This is a genomic window from Mesorhizobium sp. M1B.F.Ca.ET.045.04.1.1 (assembly GCF_003952465.1).
Lineage (GTDB): Bacteria > Pseudomonadota > Alphaproteobacteria > Rhizobiales > Rhizobiaceae > Mesorhizobium > Mesorhizobium shonense.
In genome coordinates, this window is sequence record NZ_CP034448.1 from 4,973,827 (window position 1) to 4,987,669 (window position 13,843).

The 13,843-nt window shown below is 62.6% G+C and carries 17 protein-coding genes; 6 read left to right on the forward strand and 11 right to left on the reverse strand.

The genetic code is table 11. The features are described from left to right. Positions 1-107 precede the first annotated feature (107 nt). From EJ071_RS24530 to EJ071_RS24545, 4 genes are all read right to left on the reverse strand, one after another. On the reverse strand, positions 108-683 hold the full coding sequence (locus tag EJ071_RS24530) for an ankyrin repeat domain-containing protein (RefSeq protein WP_245459964.1): 576 nt from the start codon (positions 681-683) through the stop codon (positions 108-110). Between the two features lie 160 nt (positions 684-843). Continuing rightward, positions 844-1,449 carry a transglutaminase-like cysteine peptidase gene (locus EJ071_RS24535; RefSeq protein ID WP_126100173.1) on the reverse strand — a complete coding sequence of 202 codons (606 nt, stop codon included), beginning with the start codon at positions 1,447-1,449 and terminating at the stop codon, positions 844-846. A 266-nt stretch (positions 1,450-1,715) separates the two neighbouring features. Continuing rightward, a complete protein-coding gene (locus EJ071_RS24540) occupies positions 1,716-2,333 on the reverse strand; it encodes a PilZ domain-containing protein (RefSeq protein ID WP_126100174.1) in 618 nt (205 codons plus the stop codon). Between the two features lie 177 nt (positions 2,334-2,510). Next, entirely contained in the window at positions 2,511-3,149 is a 639-nt protein-coding gene (locus tag EJ071_RS24545) for a PAS domain-containing protein (RefSeq protein ID WP_126100175.1), read from the reverse strand. 430 nt (positions 3,150-3,579) lie between these two features. Here EJ071_RS24545 and EJ071_RS24550 point away from each other — a divergent pair, with 430 nt between their 5' ends. Both EJ071_RS24550 and EJ071_RS24555 read left to right on the forward strand, forming a co-directional pair. Then, complete coding sequence (locus EJ071_RS24550) at positions 3,580-4,317, forward strand: rhomboid family intramembrane serine protease (RefSeq protein WP_126100176.1); 738 nt, start codon at positions 3,580-3,582, stop codon at positions 4,315-4,317. 103 nt (positions 4,318-4,420) lie between these two features. Next, positions 4,421-4,852, forward strand: a complete 432-nt coding sequence (locus EJ071_RS24555) for a CBS domain-containing protein (protein ID WP_126100177.1) — start codon at positions 4,421-4,423, stop codon at positions 4,850-4,852. Positions 4,853-4,909: 57 nt separating this feature from the next. Here EJ071_RS24555 and EJ071_RS24560 read toward each other — a convergent pair whose 3' ends face one another. After that, positions 4,910-5,167, reverse strand: coding sequence for a YjhX family toxin (locus tag EJ071_RS24560; protein ID WP_126100178.1), 258 nt, complete (start codon positions 5,165-5,167; stop codon positions 4,910-4,912). Between the two features lie 280 nt (positions 5,168-5,447). On the opposite strand from EJ071_RS24560, the gene gatB reads away from it, so the two are divergent. Next, complete coding sequence (gene gatB, locus EJ071_RS24565; RefSeq protein WP_126100179.1) at positions 5,448-6,953, forward strand: Asp-tRNA(Asn)/Glu-tRNA(Gln) amidotransferase subunit GatB; 1,506 nt, start codon at positions 5,448-5,450, stop codon at positions 6,951-6,953. Between the two features lie 7 nt (positions 6,954-6,960). Here gatB and panC read toward each other — a convergent pair whose 3' ends face one another. Both panC and panB read right to left on the reverse strand, forming a co-directional pair. Continuing rightward, complete coding sequence (gene panC / locus EJ071_RS24570) at positions 6,961-7,812, reverse strand: pantoate--beta-alanine ligase (RefSeq protein WP_126100180.1); 852 nt, start codon at positions 7,810-7,812, stop codon at positions 6,961-6,963. Continuing rightward, positions 7,809-8,648, reverse strand: coding sequence for a 3-methyl-2-oxobutanoate hydroxymethyltransferase (panB, locus tag EJ071_RS24575; RefSeq protein WP_126100181.1), 840 nt, complete (start codon positions 8,646-8,648; stop codon positions 7,809-7,811). The genes panC and panB overlap by 4 nt, the downstream gene beginning before the upstream one ends. A 327-nt stretch (positions 8,649-8,975) precedes the next feature. Between panB and EJ071_RS24580 the strand changes: the two genes are divergently transcribed. The 3 genes from EJ071_RS24580 to EJ071_RS24590 all read left to right on the forward strand — a co-directional run bounded on the left by EJ071_RS24580 (position 8,976) and on the right by EJ071_RS24590 (position 10,600). Further along, complete coding sequence (locus tag EJ071_RS24580) at positions 8,976-9,374, forward strand: NADH:ubiquinone oxidoreductase subunit NDUFA12 (protein ID WP_126100182.1); 399 nt, start codon at positions 8,976-8,978, stop codon at positions 9,372-9,374. 118 nt (positions 9,375-9,492) lie between these two features. Continuing rightward, the gene (locus tag EJ071_RS24585) at positions 9,493-10,143 is read left to right on the forward strand and encodes a DUF2155 domain-containing protein (RefSeq protein ID WP_245459965.1); all 651 of its coding nucleotides are present in this window, start codon (positions 9,493-9,495) and stop codon (positions 10,141-10,143) included. Positions 10,144-10,207: 64 nt separating this feature from the next. Further along, a complete protein-coding gene (locus EJ071_RS24590; RefSeq protein WP_126100183.1) occupies positions 10,208-10,600 on the forward strand; it encodes a hypothetical protein in 393 nt (130 codons plus the stop codon). Here EJ071_RS24590 and aat read toward each other — a convergent pair. The 4 genes from aat to aroQ form a co-directional block, all read right to left on the reverse strand. Beyond that, positions 10,591-11,208 (reverse strand): leucyl/phenylalanyl-tRNA--protein transferase, encoded by a 618-nt coding sequence (aat, locus tag EJ071_RS24595; RefSeq protein ID WP_126100184.1) that lies wholly within the window; start codon positions 11,206-11,208, stop codon positions 10,591-10,593. The genes EJ071_RS24590 and aat overlap by 10 nt on opposite strands. Positions 11,209-11,475: 267 nt before the next feature. Further along, the gene (gene accC, locus EJ071_RS24600) at positions 11,476-12,819 is read right to left on the reverse strand and encodes an acetyl-CoA carboxylase biotin carboxylase subunit (protein ID WP_126100185.1); all 1,344 of its coding nucleotides are present in this window, start codon (positions 12,817-12,819) and stop codon (positions 11,476-11,478) included. 18 nt (positions 12,820-12,837) lie between these two features. Next, positions 12,838-13,302, reverse strand: a complete 465-nt coding sequence (gene accB, locus EJ071_RS24605) for an acetyl-CoA carboxylase biotin carboxyl carrier protein (protein WP_126100186.1) — start codon at positions 13,300-13,302, stop codon at positions 12,838-12,840. 26 nt (positions 13,303-13,328) lie between these two features. Then, on the reverse strand, positions 13,329-13,763 hold the full coding sequence (gene aroQ, locus EJ071_RS24610) for a type II 3-dehydroquinate dehydratase (protein ID WP_126100187.1): 435 nt from the start codon (positions 13,761-13,763) through the stop codon (positions 13,329-13,331). Positions 13,764-13,843 lie beyond the last annotated feature (80 nt).

Below are 13,843 nucleotides of genomic sequence, written 5' to 3' on the forward strand. Positions count from 1 at the left end.
GAGACGGCCGGGGTTTCGCGTCACGGCTTGCCGTCGGTTAAACCGCGGCTTTGCCGTCGGCTCAGCCGCGGCTTTGCCGTCGGCCCAGCCGCGGCTTTGCCGTCGGCTCAGCCGCGCCCGGATATCGCATCGCGCAGGAGCGACGCCCCTGCTTCGAAGCCGGCCTGGTCGGCGCCTTCGAGGGCGGTTTCATAATCATCGATGCGGGTTCTGAGCGACGGATCCGCGCCCGATGCCAAGAGCAGTCGGATCGCCTCGGCGTCGCGCAGCGACACCGCATAGTGCAGTGGCGTCCAATCGTTGACGCCGCGCATGTTCGGGTCGGCGCCATGTTCCAGCAGGAACCGGACGACTTCCAGCCTGTCCGGCCGTTCGGTCGATAGCGCCGCAATGATCGAAGGAAAGCCGGCCTGATCGTCGTAGTTCGGATTCGAGCCGGCATCGAGCAGCGTCGAGATGAAAGCCGTCGGACTCCAATAGATCGCGTATTCCAGTGGATGGCCAAGGCCGAGCTCGAACGGCATCCGCTCATCGAACCAGCGCGCCGAGCCGCCGAGCGCCTTGGCAAGGGCCTCGAAGTCGCCCGCCTTGAAGGCGTCGTCTATGGCCTTGAACAGTCGGTGGCGCTCGCAGCGATCCTCAGGGATTTCCAGCATCGCCTTCCATCCGAAATGAATGGCCATATTGCGCCTAACCACCGCAATCAGGAAGGCCTGTCGGCTGGTTCCCTCGATAGGCATCGCCAGAAATGGCGGAGCCGGCCCGGGGACAGGGCCGGCTCCTAAAACCCGGTCGTTGGGGACGGGGAGGGTGGGGACTCGACCGGGCTTTTTGGTTGCGCCCTTAGCGGACGCTAGCGACGGCGTCCTCGCGGCCGTCGTTGATCGTTACCCAAACGCCGGAATTCTCGCTCGATTGACGTTTGAGGTAGGTGTAGACCGTGTCATTCCAGGCGAGCACTTTCGGCTCGAGGTTGTCGAGGATGAATTCGCCAAGGCTGGTGCGCACCGTCAGCACCGCGTGGCCGTCGCCGTTCGGCTGGCGCACGACCGTCATCAACAGGTCGCCGGCGGGAACGCCTACGGCCATCAGCTCGCGGCGCTTCTCCAGCGCATAGTCCTCGCAGTCGCCATAGCCGTTGCCGGGATAGGCCCAGTATTCCTCGACCCCGTAGATCTCCATATCGGTGCGCGGCTTGACGCGGGTGTTCACCGAATTGTTGATGTTGATGATCGTCGCCCACAGCTTGCGGGTCAACTCGACCGGAGACCCTTTCGGCGTCCGCTCGTTGCATTCGACAGGGATGCGCTCGCAGAATTCGTAGTGGCCGACCGGCTGGGTGGTGCGGCCCCCCGTATGCATGAATACCGGCCCTGCGCTTGCCGTGCCCCACGCGGAAAGCTGCATCGCCATTGCCAAGAGCAACAGCTTGCCCCTCTTCATTTTCATTATGGTAGTCTCCCCGTTTGAGAGAGACTGTGCCACGTTGGGATTTATTTGACGCAAAAACCCGAAGTAGATATTGAGTAAAACGCCCGTAGAATAAATATAAAATTTGAACTATCTCGATTTCGGATTGTTGAGGTTTCGCCGCGCGCGCGCCCTCCCGCTTCTCGGCGTTTCGACATGCCGCCCGCCTGCGAAAAGGAGCCGGTCTGGCCAACGAAAAACCGGCCGCGGCGGGCCGGTTTGGGGCTTGCGTGATTTGGTACCGGTCAGGACCGCGGCGCGTTGAATTCCGAATCCAAAGTTTCCGGCCGCTGAATGACGGCGAATTCGATGGCGACGCCATCCTCGAAATGACGCACCACCTGGCCGCGCATCGTCCCCAGCATGACCTGCACGCCGATCGCCGGCTTGACGTCGATCTCGATCGCCGCGCCCGAAAGCGACAGGTCGATGATGCGGCACTGATATTGGCGCCCGTCGGTAAGCTGCAGCACGCTCATCGGATTGCGCGGCGCGACGCGCTCATGGCGGCGGTCTTCCGGCAGGTCCAGCTCATGTTTGTTGGCGAGCCAGGTGAGCTGCGCGGCAAGCTTGTCCTTCTTGCGGTCGGAAGCGATGACGGTCATGGCGAAACCGTCCTGCGAGGTCCGTGTCACGATGCCTTCGATGCGACCGATATGGTCGATATAGGCAATGACCTTTTCGCCGGGCATGCCGACGCGATCGGTGCGCAAGGCGACATTGCCGGGCGACATGTCGATCACCTGGCACGCATGCTCTGTGCGGTCCTCCAGCATGAAGCGTCCGTATATCTTCACCCGGACGCGCTGGAAATTGCGCCGCTCTGCTCGGGACGGCGCGTATTCTACCGCCGCTGACCTCATGACTGCCTACACCCCGTTGGCATCCCACGCGACGTTGCGCGGAACTTCGCCGGAAAAAGCTACAGCAAGGCAGGTTAACAAAGGGGAAAAAGCCGGTCCTAAATGGCTTGGGATCGCACGTTCGCGCAAGGCAAAAAGCGAGGTCCGATCAGGGGCGAACAAGCTTCGAGATCCGCCTTACTCGTTGCGCCCGCCGTCGAAGACGACAAGGTGCCGGATCCGGCGCACGCGGCCGAGCGCCGAGACGGTCTCGGGCGCGTCGAACTCAGTCGGAACGAGCGACGGAACGTCGATCGCGGGCCGGTTTTTCAGGAACATCGGCTCCTTGTCGGGATCGATGACCCTGATCGCGTCGATCAGCGCATCGGCGAGCGGGTCGGCACCCAGCCAGAACGGTCTTTCCGCGGCGCTGACGATGCCGAGACAGCGCGGGCTTTCGACGCCCCCGTCCAGCGGCAGCGCAAGCAGTTCGAACTTGTTGGAACGGCCGTTTCGGCTGAATCCTTCATAGGTCAAAAGCAGGACCGATTTCTGATCGAAAACGCCGTGAATGAGCCGCGACATCAGCCGCTGGTCTTTCTCGCGCCAAAGCGAGGGGAAGGAGAAGCCCTTGAGCTCGCGGCCGTAACAGGCGCAGAGCCTGGTGCCGGCCAGCCGGAACACGGCTTCGCCGCGTGTGTCGCGCTCCAGGATGAACGTGTCCGCCAAAAGCGACTTGATGTCCGCCGGCTCGACTTCCGAGCGCTTCGGGGCAGGGCGGCCATCACGGAGCTGGTTCCAATATTGGAACAGCGTGATTGATCCGTTCTGATTCATTCCATTCCGCTCCGAGCAATCTGTCTTTTTTGTTGTCCCATCGGCGAACAGACAGGGCGCCCTCCGATGACCTTCATGCGGTGCGGAGCAGGATGCGTGCCAGCATCGTTAACGTTTGTTCACGGGTCGAGGCCGTTAAGGTTAAGAAGTGGTTTACATTGCGCGGCGTTGGGGCCTGTGGCACACCAAAAATCACTCCAAAACGGTCGTTTCAGCAGCGATCGGCAGCACTTCAGTCAAAGGGTTTAGGGGGAGCAGGGGACTCGACCGGCCGTTCAGGGGAAACCCTGGACGGCTTTCTTTTGATTCGCCCTCCTTCTGATTCGAGCCCATCTGATTCTGCTTGGGTCGATTCGCGGTTTGTGATTCGATCGGGCGTGAACTACATGCTCGCCCGACAATCGAGTCTCCAGCCAATTGCAAGGGGCGCATGAGCGAGCCGGTAAACCCGACAGAACCCGAACCACAGCAGGACGAAGAGGCGCCGGAGCCGCGTCGCGAGCCGGTGTTCAACCTGCCGCCGATCGTGCTGGCGGTGATCGGGATCTGCGCGATCGTCTTCCTGCTGCAGCAATATGTGCTGAACGACACGCAGCAAATGACGCTGCTCTACGATGGAGCCTTCATTCCGGTGCTCTACACCGGCCAGTACGGCTTCGACTGGTTCCTGTTCACGCGCCCTTTCACCTATGCCTTCATGCATGGGGGTTTTGCCCATATTGCCATCAACATGATCTGGCTCGCCGCTTTCGGCTCGCCGCTTGCCAATCGTCTGGGCGCAACCCGCTTTGCAGTGTTCTACGCCGCGACCGGGCTGGCTTCGGTTGCGCTGTTCTGGGCAATGCACCCGTATGGCGAGATGCCGCTCGTCGGCGCCTCGGGTGCGATCTCGGGTATGATGGGGGCGGCGGCGCGCTATGGCTTCCGCATCGACCGCTCGTCCGGCCGGGCTGCCTTCGCCGGCGAGCCGCTGCCGATCGCAATCGTTTTGCGCTTGCGCGGCGTCATGACCTTCCTCGGCGTCTGGATGGCGATCAACCTCGCCACCGGCTTGCTCGGCTTCGCGCCGGGTATCGACGGCCAGATCGCCTGGGAGGCCCATATCGGTGGCTTTGTCGCCGGCTTCTTCGGCCTGCGCTTTTTCGACCGCCCCGAGCAGGTGGCGTGAGCCCCGCCGCACTTGAAATGCAACGAATCACGGCGCACGATGTTCACCGGAACGTGAATGCCGGTCAGGGCAGGAGCCGGCAGGCAAGGCATAGGAGGACGCCATGACTGTGAAGGCAATTCTCGAGCAAAAAGGCCATGATGTGTTCACGCTCGGGCCTAACGAAAAGCTGAGCGAAGCCATCCGGATGCTGACCGAAAACAGGATCGGCGCGCTTGTCATCACCAACGGCGACCGCAAGATCGTCGGCATCCTCTCGGAACGCGACATCGTGCGGGTGCTCGCCAGGGAAGGGGCGGCAGCGCTCGATATCGCGGTGCGTTCGGCCATGACTCCCAAGGTCAAGATCTGCAATGAGAACCACACGGTCAACGAGGTCATGGAGATCATGACCAAGGGTCGCTTCCGCCATCTTCCGGTGGAGAAGGACGGTATGCTCGACGGCATCGTCTCGATCGGCGACGTGGTCAAGCGCCGCATCGAGGACGTCGAGCGCGAGGCCGAGGAGATCCGGGCCTATATCGCCACCGCTTGAGGCGGGCGAGGGAACCGCCGGCCACTGCCGGCCGGCGGAACCGGGGCATGCAAGCCTCTATCTGTTGTCGAGCTCGGCGCGGACGAGTTCCAGCCCGCGTCTGGTGATGCGGTAGGGTCCGCCGGCTGACGAAGATACGGCCTTCTTCCGCCTTAGCTTTCGAAAGAGGTTCAGGTCGAGGCCCGGATAATGCCAGCCGTCGCGGGTCAGGCATTGGACCGAAGCGATCTTCTTGCTGTCGTTCTTTTCGATTTCGATGCGCCCGCCTTGCGCGAGCAGATGCAGGATGCGCTGTTCGTTGCGCGAAATGTCCATTGGAGAATTCCCGGGAAAACAACAAAAGCCGCCGCCGCGAAACCGCGGCACGGGGTTTCAGGTTTTGTCGCCCTGCCTCGCTAGGAGGCCAGGGCCTTACCGGGACTGAGAGTAAGTGGACATCCACTCTCCATTGGGATGGATTTCCTATAGGCGAAGGCGGCGGAAAAGGCCAGCATGCGGCTTTGCGCTTGTCTCGCCGGGCGGTTTGCACTAGCGAAGTTGCACACCAAAATATGCGTCTCATGCATATACGAGAATTCTAAGTCTGTAGGCCTCAATGAGCATCATCGATACCCGCACGCCCGACCCGAAACGCCTGATCTCCGGCGCCACTGGCGACTGGGAGATCATCATCGGGCTTGAAGTGCATGCGCAAGTGACGTCCGAGGCAAAGCTCTTCTCCGGCGCTTCGACCTCCTTCGGCGCCGCGCCCAACGCCAATGTCAGCCTGGTCGACGCGGCGATGCCCGGCATGCTGCCGGTGATCAACGAGGAATGCGTCAAGCAGGCGATCCGCACCGGGCTGGGCTTGAAGGCCGAGATCAATCACAAGTCCGTCTTCGACCGGAAGAACTACTTTTATCCGGATCTGCCGCAGGGCTATCAGATCTCGCAGTACAAGCAGCCGATCGTCGGCGAGGGCAAGGTGATCGTCTCCGTCGGGCCCGACCGGCAGGGCGAGTTCGAGGACATCGAGGTCGGCATCGAACGGCTGCATCTGGAGCAGGATGCCGGCAAGTCGATGCACGACCAGCATCCGACCATGTCCTATGTCGATCTCAACCGCTCCGGCGTGGCGCTGATGGAGATCGTCTCCAAGCCCGACATGCGCTCCGCCGACGAGGCCAAGGCCTATGTCAGCAAGCTGCGCACCATCATGCGCTATCTCGGCACTTGCGACGGCAACATGGACGAAGGTTCGCTGCGCGCCGACGTCAACGTCTCGGTGCGCCGTCCCGGCGGCGCCTTCGGCACGCGTTGCGAGATCAAGAACGTCAATTCGATCCGCTTCATCGGCCAGGCCATCGAGTCCGAAGCCCGCCGGCAGGTCGCCATCCTGGAGGACGGCGGCGCGATCGAGCAGGAGACAAGGCTGTTCGATGCCAACAAGGGCGAGACGCGCTCGATGCGCTCCAAGGAAGAGGCGCATGACTACCGCTATTTCCCGGACCCCGACCTTCTGCCGCTGGAGTTCGACCAGGCCTATGTCGAGGCCTTGGCGCAGCATCTGCCGGAACTGCCCGACGACAAAAAGGCGCGCCTGATCGGGTCGCTCGGCCTCTCGACCTACGACGCATCGGTGCTGGTGTCGGAGAAGCCGGTTGCCGACTATTTCGAGAAGGTGGCGGCCGGGCGCGATGGCAAGCTTGCCGCCAACTGGGTTATCAACGACCTGTTGGGTGCTCTCAACAAGGCCGGAAAAGATATCGAAAGCGCCCCGGTTTCGCCTGAGCAGCTTGGTGCCGTCATCGACCTGATCAAGGAAGGCACGATCTCCGGCAAGATCGCCAAGGACCTGTTCGAAATCGTCTGGAACGAAGGCGGCGATCCGCGTCAGCTGGTCGAAAGCCGCGGCATGAAGCAGGTGACCGATACCGGCGCCATCGAGAAGGCGGTCGACGAGGTCATCGCCGCCAATCCGGACAAGGCCGAGCAGGCGCGCGCCAAGCCGACAATGGCGGGCTGGTTCGTCGGCCAGGTGATGAAGGCGACCGGCGGCAAGGCGAACCCGCAGGCGGTCAACGAATTGGTCAAGGCCAAGCTCGGCATCGCCGACCAGTAAACCCCGATCAGGCGGGGGAAATCTCGATATTGTCGATCAGCCTGGTCGTCCCGAGCCAGACCGCGGCGAGCAGGCGTCCGCCGCGATCCTGCCGCCGGGGGCCGAGCGTCACGGCTTCGCGTGCGGCGACGTAATCGACCTTTCGAAAGCCCGCCCGGACGAGCGCTTCCGCGGCCTCGCCCACAGCACTTGCCTCATCCCCGCCGGAGGCCAGTTTCGCAGCGGTTTGACGCAAGACCAAGTTGAGCTTGCGCGCGACGCCAAGTTCGACCTCGCTGAGATAGGCGTTGCGCGACGACATGGCGAGACCGTGCGGGTCGCGCACGGTCGGCGCGCCGATGATCTCGACCGGCAGATCGAGATCTCGGCAAAGCTGCCTGACGACGCAAAGCTGCTGATAATCCTTCTCGCCGAACACGGCGCAATCGGGTGCCGCCTGCAGGAAAAGCTTGGTCACCACCGTGGCGACACCGTCGAAGAAGGTCGGCCTGAAATCCGTTTCCAGGCCGGAAGAGGGGCCGCCCACCGAGATTTTGGTGGCAAAGCCCGCCGGATACATTTCCGTCACGCCTGGTGTGAAGGCGAGATGCGCGCCCGCTTCCCGCAACCGGTCGAGATCGCGGACGAGCTGGCGTGGATACTTATCCAGGTCCTCTGTCGGCGCGAACTGGGTCGGATTGACGAAGATCGAGACGACGCAGCGCTCGGCCTTTTCGAGCGCGACCCTGATCAAAGAGATGTGGCCGTCATGCAGGGCGCCCATGGTTGGCACCATGGCGATCGTCTGACCGTCTTGGCGCCAGTCCCGGATTTGCGCGCGAAGTGCTGCGACGCTGTCGACAACGATTGGCCCACTCATACCTTGTCCTTGCCCGATGTCGCCGAAAAGACGTGGTCCGGTCCCGGAAATGCGCGGCCGCGCACTTCGGCGGCGTAACGCGCCGCCGCATCCGAAATTGTATCGCGCAGGTGTGCGTATTCCTTGACGAATTTCGGCACGCGGTCGACGGTCATGCCGATCATGTCGTCGATGACCAGGATCTGGCCGTCGCAGTCGCCGCTGGCGCCGATGCCGATGGTTGGAATGGCGATATGGCGGGTGATGTCCGAGGCCACTGCCTCCACCGTGCCTTCGATGACGACCGAGAAGGCGCCGGCCTTTTCGACCGCTTCGGCGTCACGAAACAGAGCGGCGATGTTTTCCTCGGTCCGGCCCTTGATCTTGTAGCCGCCGTCTTTTTCCACGGATTGCGGTTGCAGGCCAATATGGCCCATGACCGGGATGCCTTCGGCGACGATGGCCGCGATCTGTTCGGCCACGTCGACGCCGCCCTCGAGTTTCACCGCCTGGCAGCCGGTTTCCTCGACAATTCGTCGAGCCGAGGCAACGGCCTCCGCCGCCGAGGCCTCGTAGCTGCCCGCCGGCATATCGACGACGACACAGGCTTTTGTCGAGCCGCGCATTACCGCTTGTCCATGCGCGATCATCATCTCAAGCGAGGCGCCGAGCGTCGTGGGATGGCCATGCAGCACCATGGCGACGCTGTCGCCGACCAAAAGCAGGTCGACATGCGCATCGAGCATGCGGGCTACCGGATAGGTATAGGCCGTGAGACAGACGATCGGCACGCCACCCTTGCGGCGACGGATGTCTTCGGCGCCGATCCGATTGCCGGTGGATCGTTCTGGGGCCAATCGTCACCTCCTCGACCGGCGCGGGCCGGATGCCCGCTTGATGGGCGCGTGCGAGCTTTAGAAACCCAGGCAACGCTTGGCAAGCCGAGGTGGCGACATCTCCGCGCGTGTATCGATTTAATGCATGTCGCGCAAAAGTTCGCAGCGGTTTTGCGAAACGACATGCATAAGAACAAAACTAAAGCGCGCCGCCTGAATCGATTTCAGCGCGACGCGCTTTAGCGCACGAAGCATTTACATCGTGCGGCGCGGCAAAACTCTTGCCTTCGCGATGGCCTGACGCCATAAGCAGGAAACAGCGCGGCCGCTGCCGCCACGAGGATCTGGATGAAGACTTTCCTGCTGCAATTTTTCACCTGGTGGAACAGCCAGACGCTGGGCACGCGCTTCCACACCTGGCGATTCGGCAAGAAGGTCGGCGAGGACGAGACCGGCAACGTCTACTATGAAGGCGGCGTCGATTCGGAAGGCCGCACCCGCCGCTGGGTCATCTATCGCGACTATTCCGAAGCTTCGAAGATCCCTCCGGGTTGGCATGGTTGGATCCATCATCGGGTCGACACGCCTCCGCCGAGCGAGAGCTATAAGGCCCGTGAGTGGCAGAAGCCGCATCGGCCGAACCTGACCGGAACGCCCGGCGCCTATCGCCCGCAGGGTTCCATCTTGACCAACCAGCACCGCCCGCAGGTGACTGGCGATTACGACGCTTGGACTCCCGGTTCGTAAACGCGTTTTTCGGTCCTTTGTCGCCACAATTGGCGTTTAGCTGCTTGCTGATATCGCAGCCATGACTAGCCTTGGGCGATTGAGAGAATCACCCGGGCGCAACCACCGGTATCCTTGCATGAGCATTTTCGAGCAATTCCAGGAAAAGTGCGTAGCGGTTTTCCGTCCGGAATTGCGGGCAAAGATTGCAAGCCGTATCTCGACGGGATTGTTCGCAGCAGCTTCGGTTCTGACAGCCTCGACTGCCGTGTTCGCCGCCGCGCAGGCGCCTGCGCCGCCGCCGACCTCCGACCGCGTCACCAATCCGGTGGCCGAATTCGCCGGCATCGACAAGATCACCGGGCGCATCATCACCTTCGACGTCTATATCGACGAGACGGTGCAGTTCGGTGCCCTGCAGGTGACGCCGCGCGTCTGCTACTCGCGGCCGGAGACGGAGCAGCCGAAGACCGATTCCTTCGTCGAGGTCGACGAGATCACGCTCGACCGCAAGATCCGCCGCATCTTCACCGGCTGGATGTTCGCCGAAAGCCCCGGCCTCAACGCCGTCGAGCATGCCGTCTATGACGTCTGGCTGAAGGCCTGCAAGCAGAAGTCTGACGTGCCGCCGCCAACCGCCGCGAAGGCCGATACGGGCAAGCCGAAGACGAACGCCAAGCCGAAGGCGCCTGCGCAGGATCAGCCGGCCGAAGCTGCGCCCGAGCCGACTGGTACTGCTCCCGACGCGGCCGATCCTAGCTCGGGCGACGACACCACCGACACGAACTGATCCTATCGGAACCTGCCCCTCTGTTGTCCGTTCCAATCGACGACAGGCGCAGGAGGATTCTGCTATGGGCAAGACGAGGCCGATCACCGCCAGCAAGCAAGAGCTTCTGGATCTCGAGAAAGGTTTCTGGACGGGCGATTCCGCGTACTTCGCGGCCAATGCCGATGCGGAGTGCCTGGTGGCCTTTCCAGAGATGGCAAAGAGAATGACCAATACCGAATTGGCCAAGACCGCAGGCAAGCCCAACCGCTGGCGCAATCTCGACATCAGGCTGAAGGGCATGGTCGAACCCGGCAGCGATATCATCATGCTGACCTACGAGGCACGCGCGACACGGGAAAACGGCGAGCCCTATGCCGCTCTTGTCAGCACCGGCTATGTCCATCGCGCCGACGGCTGGAAGATGATGTTCCATGCGCAGACACCGATCGATGCAGGAGCTGAGGCTCAGGGATAAAACGTCGCCTCGCCCTTCAAGGCCTCGGCCAGCATCTTCTCATAGCGGCTGCGCGGCACGTCGATGGCGCCGAAGCGCTTGAGGTGCTCCGTGGTGAACTGCGTATCGAGCAGCGCGAAGCGGCGTTCGTTCAACCGCTCGACGAGATAGTAGAGGCAGGTCTTCGAGGCGTCGGTTTCCCGGGCGAACATGCTTTCGCCGAAGAACACGCGCCCGAGCGAAACGCCATAGAGGCCGCCGACCAGCCGGCCCGCGCGCCACGCCTCGACGGAATGGCAGTGGCCCAGCCGGTAGAGATCGATATAGGCTTCGCGGATCGGGGCATTGATCCAGGTCGAGCGCCGCTCGTCGCGCTTTTCGGCGCAGCCGTCGATCGTCGCCTCGAAGTCGAAATCGTAGCGGATGTCGAACGGGTGCCTGCGGATCGTCTTCTTCAGGCTGCGCGGCGTGTGGAAGCCGTCTAGCGGGATGATGCCGCGCGTTTCCGGCCGCACCCAGAACACTTCCGGGTCGTTCGCGCTCTCAGCCATCGGGAATACGCCCGAAGCATAGGCTTTCAGCAGCAGGTCGGTCGGGATGCGGTAGCCGGGCGCGTAGGGACGAGTCATTGCGCCATTATAACCGCAACACCACAACGCATGTCGCTCAAAAGTGCGCAGCGGTTTTGGGAGAACGACACGCATCAAAACAACATTTGAAGCGCGTCGCCTGAATCTGTTTCAGAGCGATGCGCTTTTAACGCACGTGAGTACCGGCCTACGCCGGCCGTAGCCTTAATTAACTGCTACGCTACTCATGAGCGCTTCGGCCGGCGAAGGCCGGAAGCGCAGGAAGCCGCTATTTGCAGGCCGGCATCACCTGAATATCGATAGACTCTAATCGGCCTTGGCCAAATATTCCTCCAGCCAGTGGATGTCGTAGTCGCCATTGGCGATGTCCGGATTGCCGACCAGGTCGCGGAACAGCGGCAGCGTCGTCTTGATGCCGTCGACGACGAACTCGTCGAGCGCGCGTCGCAGCCGCATCATGCATTCGACCCGGTTGCGCCCATGCACGATCAGCTTGCCGATCAGGCTGTCGTAATAGGGCGGGATCCTGTAGCCGGAATAGACTCCCGAATCGACACGGATGCCGAGGCCGCCCGGCGTGTGGAAATGCGTGATCGTGCCGGGTGAAGGCGTGAAGGTGCGCGGGTCCTCGGCATTGATGCGGCACTCGATGGCGTGGCCGTTGAACTTGATGTCTTCCTGCCTGACCGACAGCCCGCCGCCGGAGGCGACGCGGATCTGCTCGTGCACTAGATCGATGCCGGTGATCGCTTCCGTCACCGGATGCTCGACCTGCAGGCGGGTGTTCATCTCGATGAAATAGAACTCGCCGTTCTCGTAGAGGAATTCGATGGTGCCGGCGCCGGAATAGCCGAGATCGGCGATCGCCTTGGCGCAGATGCCGCCGATTCGGGCTCGCTCCTCGGCATTGAGAGCGGGGGAGTTGGCTTCTTCCCAGACCTTCTGGTGGCGGCGCTGCAGCGAACAGTCGCGCTCGCCGAAATGCACGCCGCGGCCGGCGCCGTCGCCGAACACCTGCAATTCGATATGGCGCGGCTTTTCCAGATATTTCTCGATGTAGACGGCGTCGTCGCCGAAGGCGGCGCCGGCTTCCGACTTTGCCGTCTGCAGCGCCACCTCGAGATCGGCCTCCGTGCGCGCCACCTTCATGCCGCGGCCGCCGCCGCCGGCCGAAGCCTTGATGATCACCGGATAGCCGATCTCGGCGGCGACGCGCTTTGCTTCCTTCTCGTCGCTGATCGCGCCATCGGAACCAGGCACGACCGGGATGCCGAGGCGCTTTGCCGTGCGCTTGGCCTCGATCTTGTCGCCCATGATGCGGATATGGTCGCCCGAGGGGCCGATGAAGGTGATGTTGTGGGCGGCGAGGATGTCGGCGAACTTGGCGTTTTCCGACAGGAAGCCGTAACCCGGATGCACGGCGTCGGCGCCGGTGATCTCGCAGGCGGCGACGATCTGGTGGATGTTGAGATAGCTTTCGCGCGACGGCGGCGGGCCGATGCAGACGCTCTCGTCGGCAAGCCGCACATGCATGGCGTCGGAATCGGCCGTCGAATGGACAACCACCGTCTGGATGCCGAGCTCCTTGCAGGCGCGCAGCACCCGGAGTGCGATTTCGCCGCGATTGGCGATGAGGATCTTCTGGAACATCTGCCGCTGTTCCCGGCTCTACTCGATGACCACGAGCGGCATGCCGTATTCGACCGGTTGGGCGTCCTCGATCAGGATCGCCGTTACCGTTCCGCCACGCGGCGACGGGATCTGGTTCATCGTCTTCATCGCTTCGATGATGAGCAGCGTCTGGCCTTCCTTCACCTTCTGGCCGATCTCGACGAACGGCTTGGCGTCGGGCGAGGGCGCCAGATAGGCAGTGCCGACCATCGGCGAGGGCACCGCGTTCTTGGAAGGGTCTGCTACCGCCCCAGCCACTGCCGATTGGGCCGGCGCGGCAACCGCCGTCGCGGCCGGGATAGGAAGCGGCGCGGCAACCGCATGGACGGCCTGCGACTGGCGCGACACGCGCACCTTCAGGTCGCCGAGCTCGACCTCGATCTCGGTCAGGTTGGTGTCGTTCAGTATGCCCGCCAGATCTCGGATCAGCTGCTGGTCAACACCGTTCTTCTTTATCGACATGTTCGAGCCTTCTGTTTGGGAGCCGGTCACAGGCGTGCCGCCAGTGCCTGCAGCGCAAGCGTATAGCCGAGCGGCCCGAACCCGCAGATCATGCCGACGGCGACCGGCGCGACCATGGAGACGTGGCGGAAAGGCTCCCGCGCGTGGATGTTGGAAAGATGGACTTCAGCGACAGGCAGCGGCGCGATCGCCCGGATGGCGTCGTGGATCGCAATCGAGGTGTGGCTGTAGGCGCCGGGATTGATGACGATGCCTGCGGCCTTGTCGCCGGCTTCCTGGATCCAGTCGACGAGATCGCCCTCGTGATTGGACTGGCGAAAATCGATCGCGAGCCCAAGCGCCTTGCCTGCGGCCTTGCAGTCCTCGGCTATGGCGGCAAGCGTCTTGCCGCCATAGATGCCCGGCTCGCGCTTGCCGAGTGCATTGAGATTGGGACCGTTCAGGACGAAAATCGTTTTCAAATATGCCGACCTCTTCGGCGCCGGCCTCAAGCCGGCGCGCCGGACCTCTATAATGGGCATAGCCGCCCGCGAAAAGAGCG

What these genes read in the sequence shown, in the direction of transcription:
- accB (WP_126100186.1), bottom strand. Translation starts at nt 13,302, where the DNA reads ATGTCGATAAAGAAGAACGGTGTTGACCAGCAGCTGATCCGAGATCTG.
- EJ071_RS24560 (WP_126100178.1), bottom strand. Translation starts at nt 5,167, where the DNA reads ATGGACATTTCGCGCAACGAACAGCGCATCCTGCATCTGCTCGCGCAA.
- aat (WP_126100184.1), bottom strand. Translation starts at nt 11,208, where the DNA reads ATGACTCGTCCCTACGCGCCCGGCTACCGCATCCCGACCGACCTGCTG.
- EJ071_RS24555 (WP_126100177.1), top strand. Translation starts at nt 4,421, where the DNA reads ATGACTGTGAAGGCAATTCTCGAGCAAAAAGGCCATGATGTGTTCACG.
- EJ071_RS24585 (WP_245459965.1), top strand. Translation starts at nt 9,493, where the DNA reads ATGAGCATTTTCGAGCAATTCCAGGAAAAGTGCGTAGCGGTTTTCCGT.
- EJ071_RS24590 (WP_126100183.1), top strand. Translation starts at nt 10,208, where the DNA reads ATGGGCAAGACGAGGCCGATCACCGCCAGCAAGCAAGAGCTTCTGGAT.
- EJ071_RS24550 (WP_126100176.1), top strand. Translation starts at nt 3,580, where the DNA reads ATGAGCGAGCCGGTAAACCCGACAGAACCCGAACCACAGCAGGACGAA.
- EJ071_RS24545 (WP_126100175.1), bottom strand. Translation starts at nt 3,149, where the DNA reads ATGAATCAGAACGGATCAATCACGCTGTTCCAATATTGGAACCAGCTC.
- EJ071_RS24540 (WP_126100174.1), bottom strand. Translation starts at nt 2,333, where the DNA reads ATGAGGTCAGCGGCGGTAGAATACGCGCCGTCCCGAGCAGAGCGGCGC.
- accC (WP_126100185.1), bottom strand. Translation starts at nt 12,819, where the DNA reads ATGTTCCAGAAGATCCTCATCGCCAATCGCGGCGAAATCGCACTCCGG.
- EJ071_RS24530 (WP_245459964.1), bottom strand. Translation starts at nt 683, where the DNA reads ATGGCCATTCATTTCGGATGGAAGGCGATGCTGGAAATCCCTGAGGAT.
- EJ071_RS24535 (WP_126100173.1), bottom strand. Translation starts at nt 1,449, where the DNA reads ATGAAAATGAAGAGGGGCAAGCTGTTGCTCTTGGCAATGGCGATGCAG.
- panC (WP_126100180.1), bottom strand. Translation starts at nt 7,812, where the DNA reads ATGAGTGGGCCAATCGTTGTCGACAGCGTCGCAGCACTTCGCGCGCAA.
- gatB (WP_126100179.1), top strand. Translation starts at nt 5,448, where the DNA reads ATGAGCATCATCGATACCCGCACGCCCGACCCGAAACGCCTGATCTCC.
- EJ071_RS24580 (WP_126100182.1), top strand. Translation starts at nt 8,976, where the DNA reads ATGAAGACTTTCCTGCTGCAATTTTTCACCTGGTGGAACAGCCAGACG.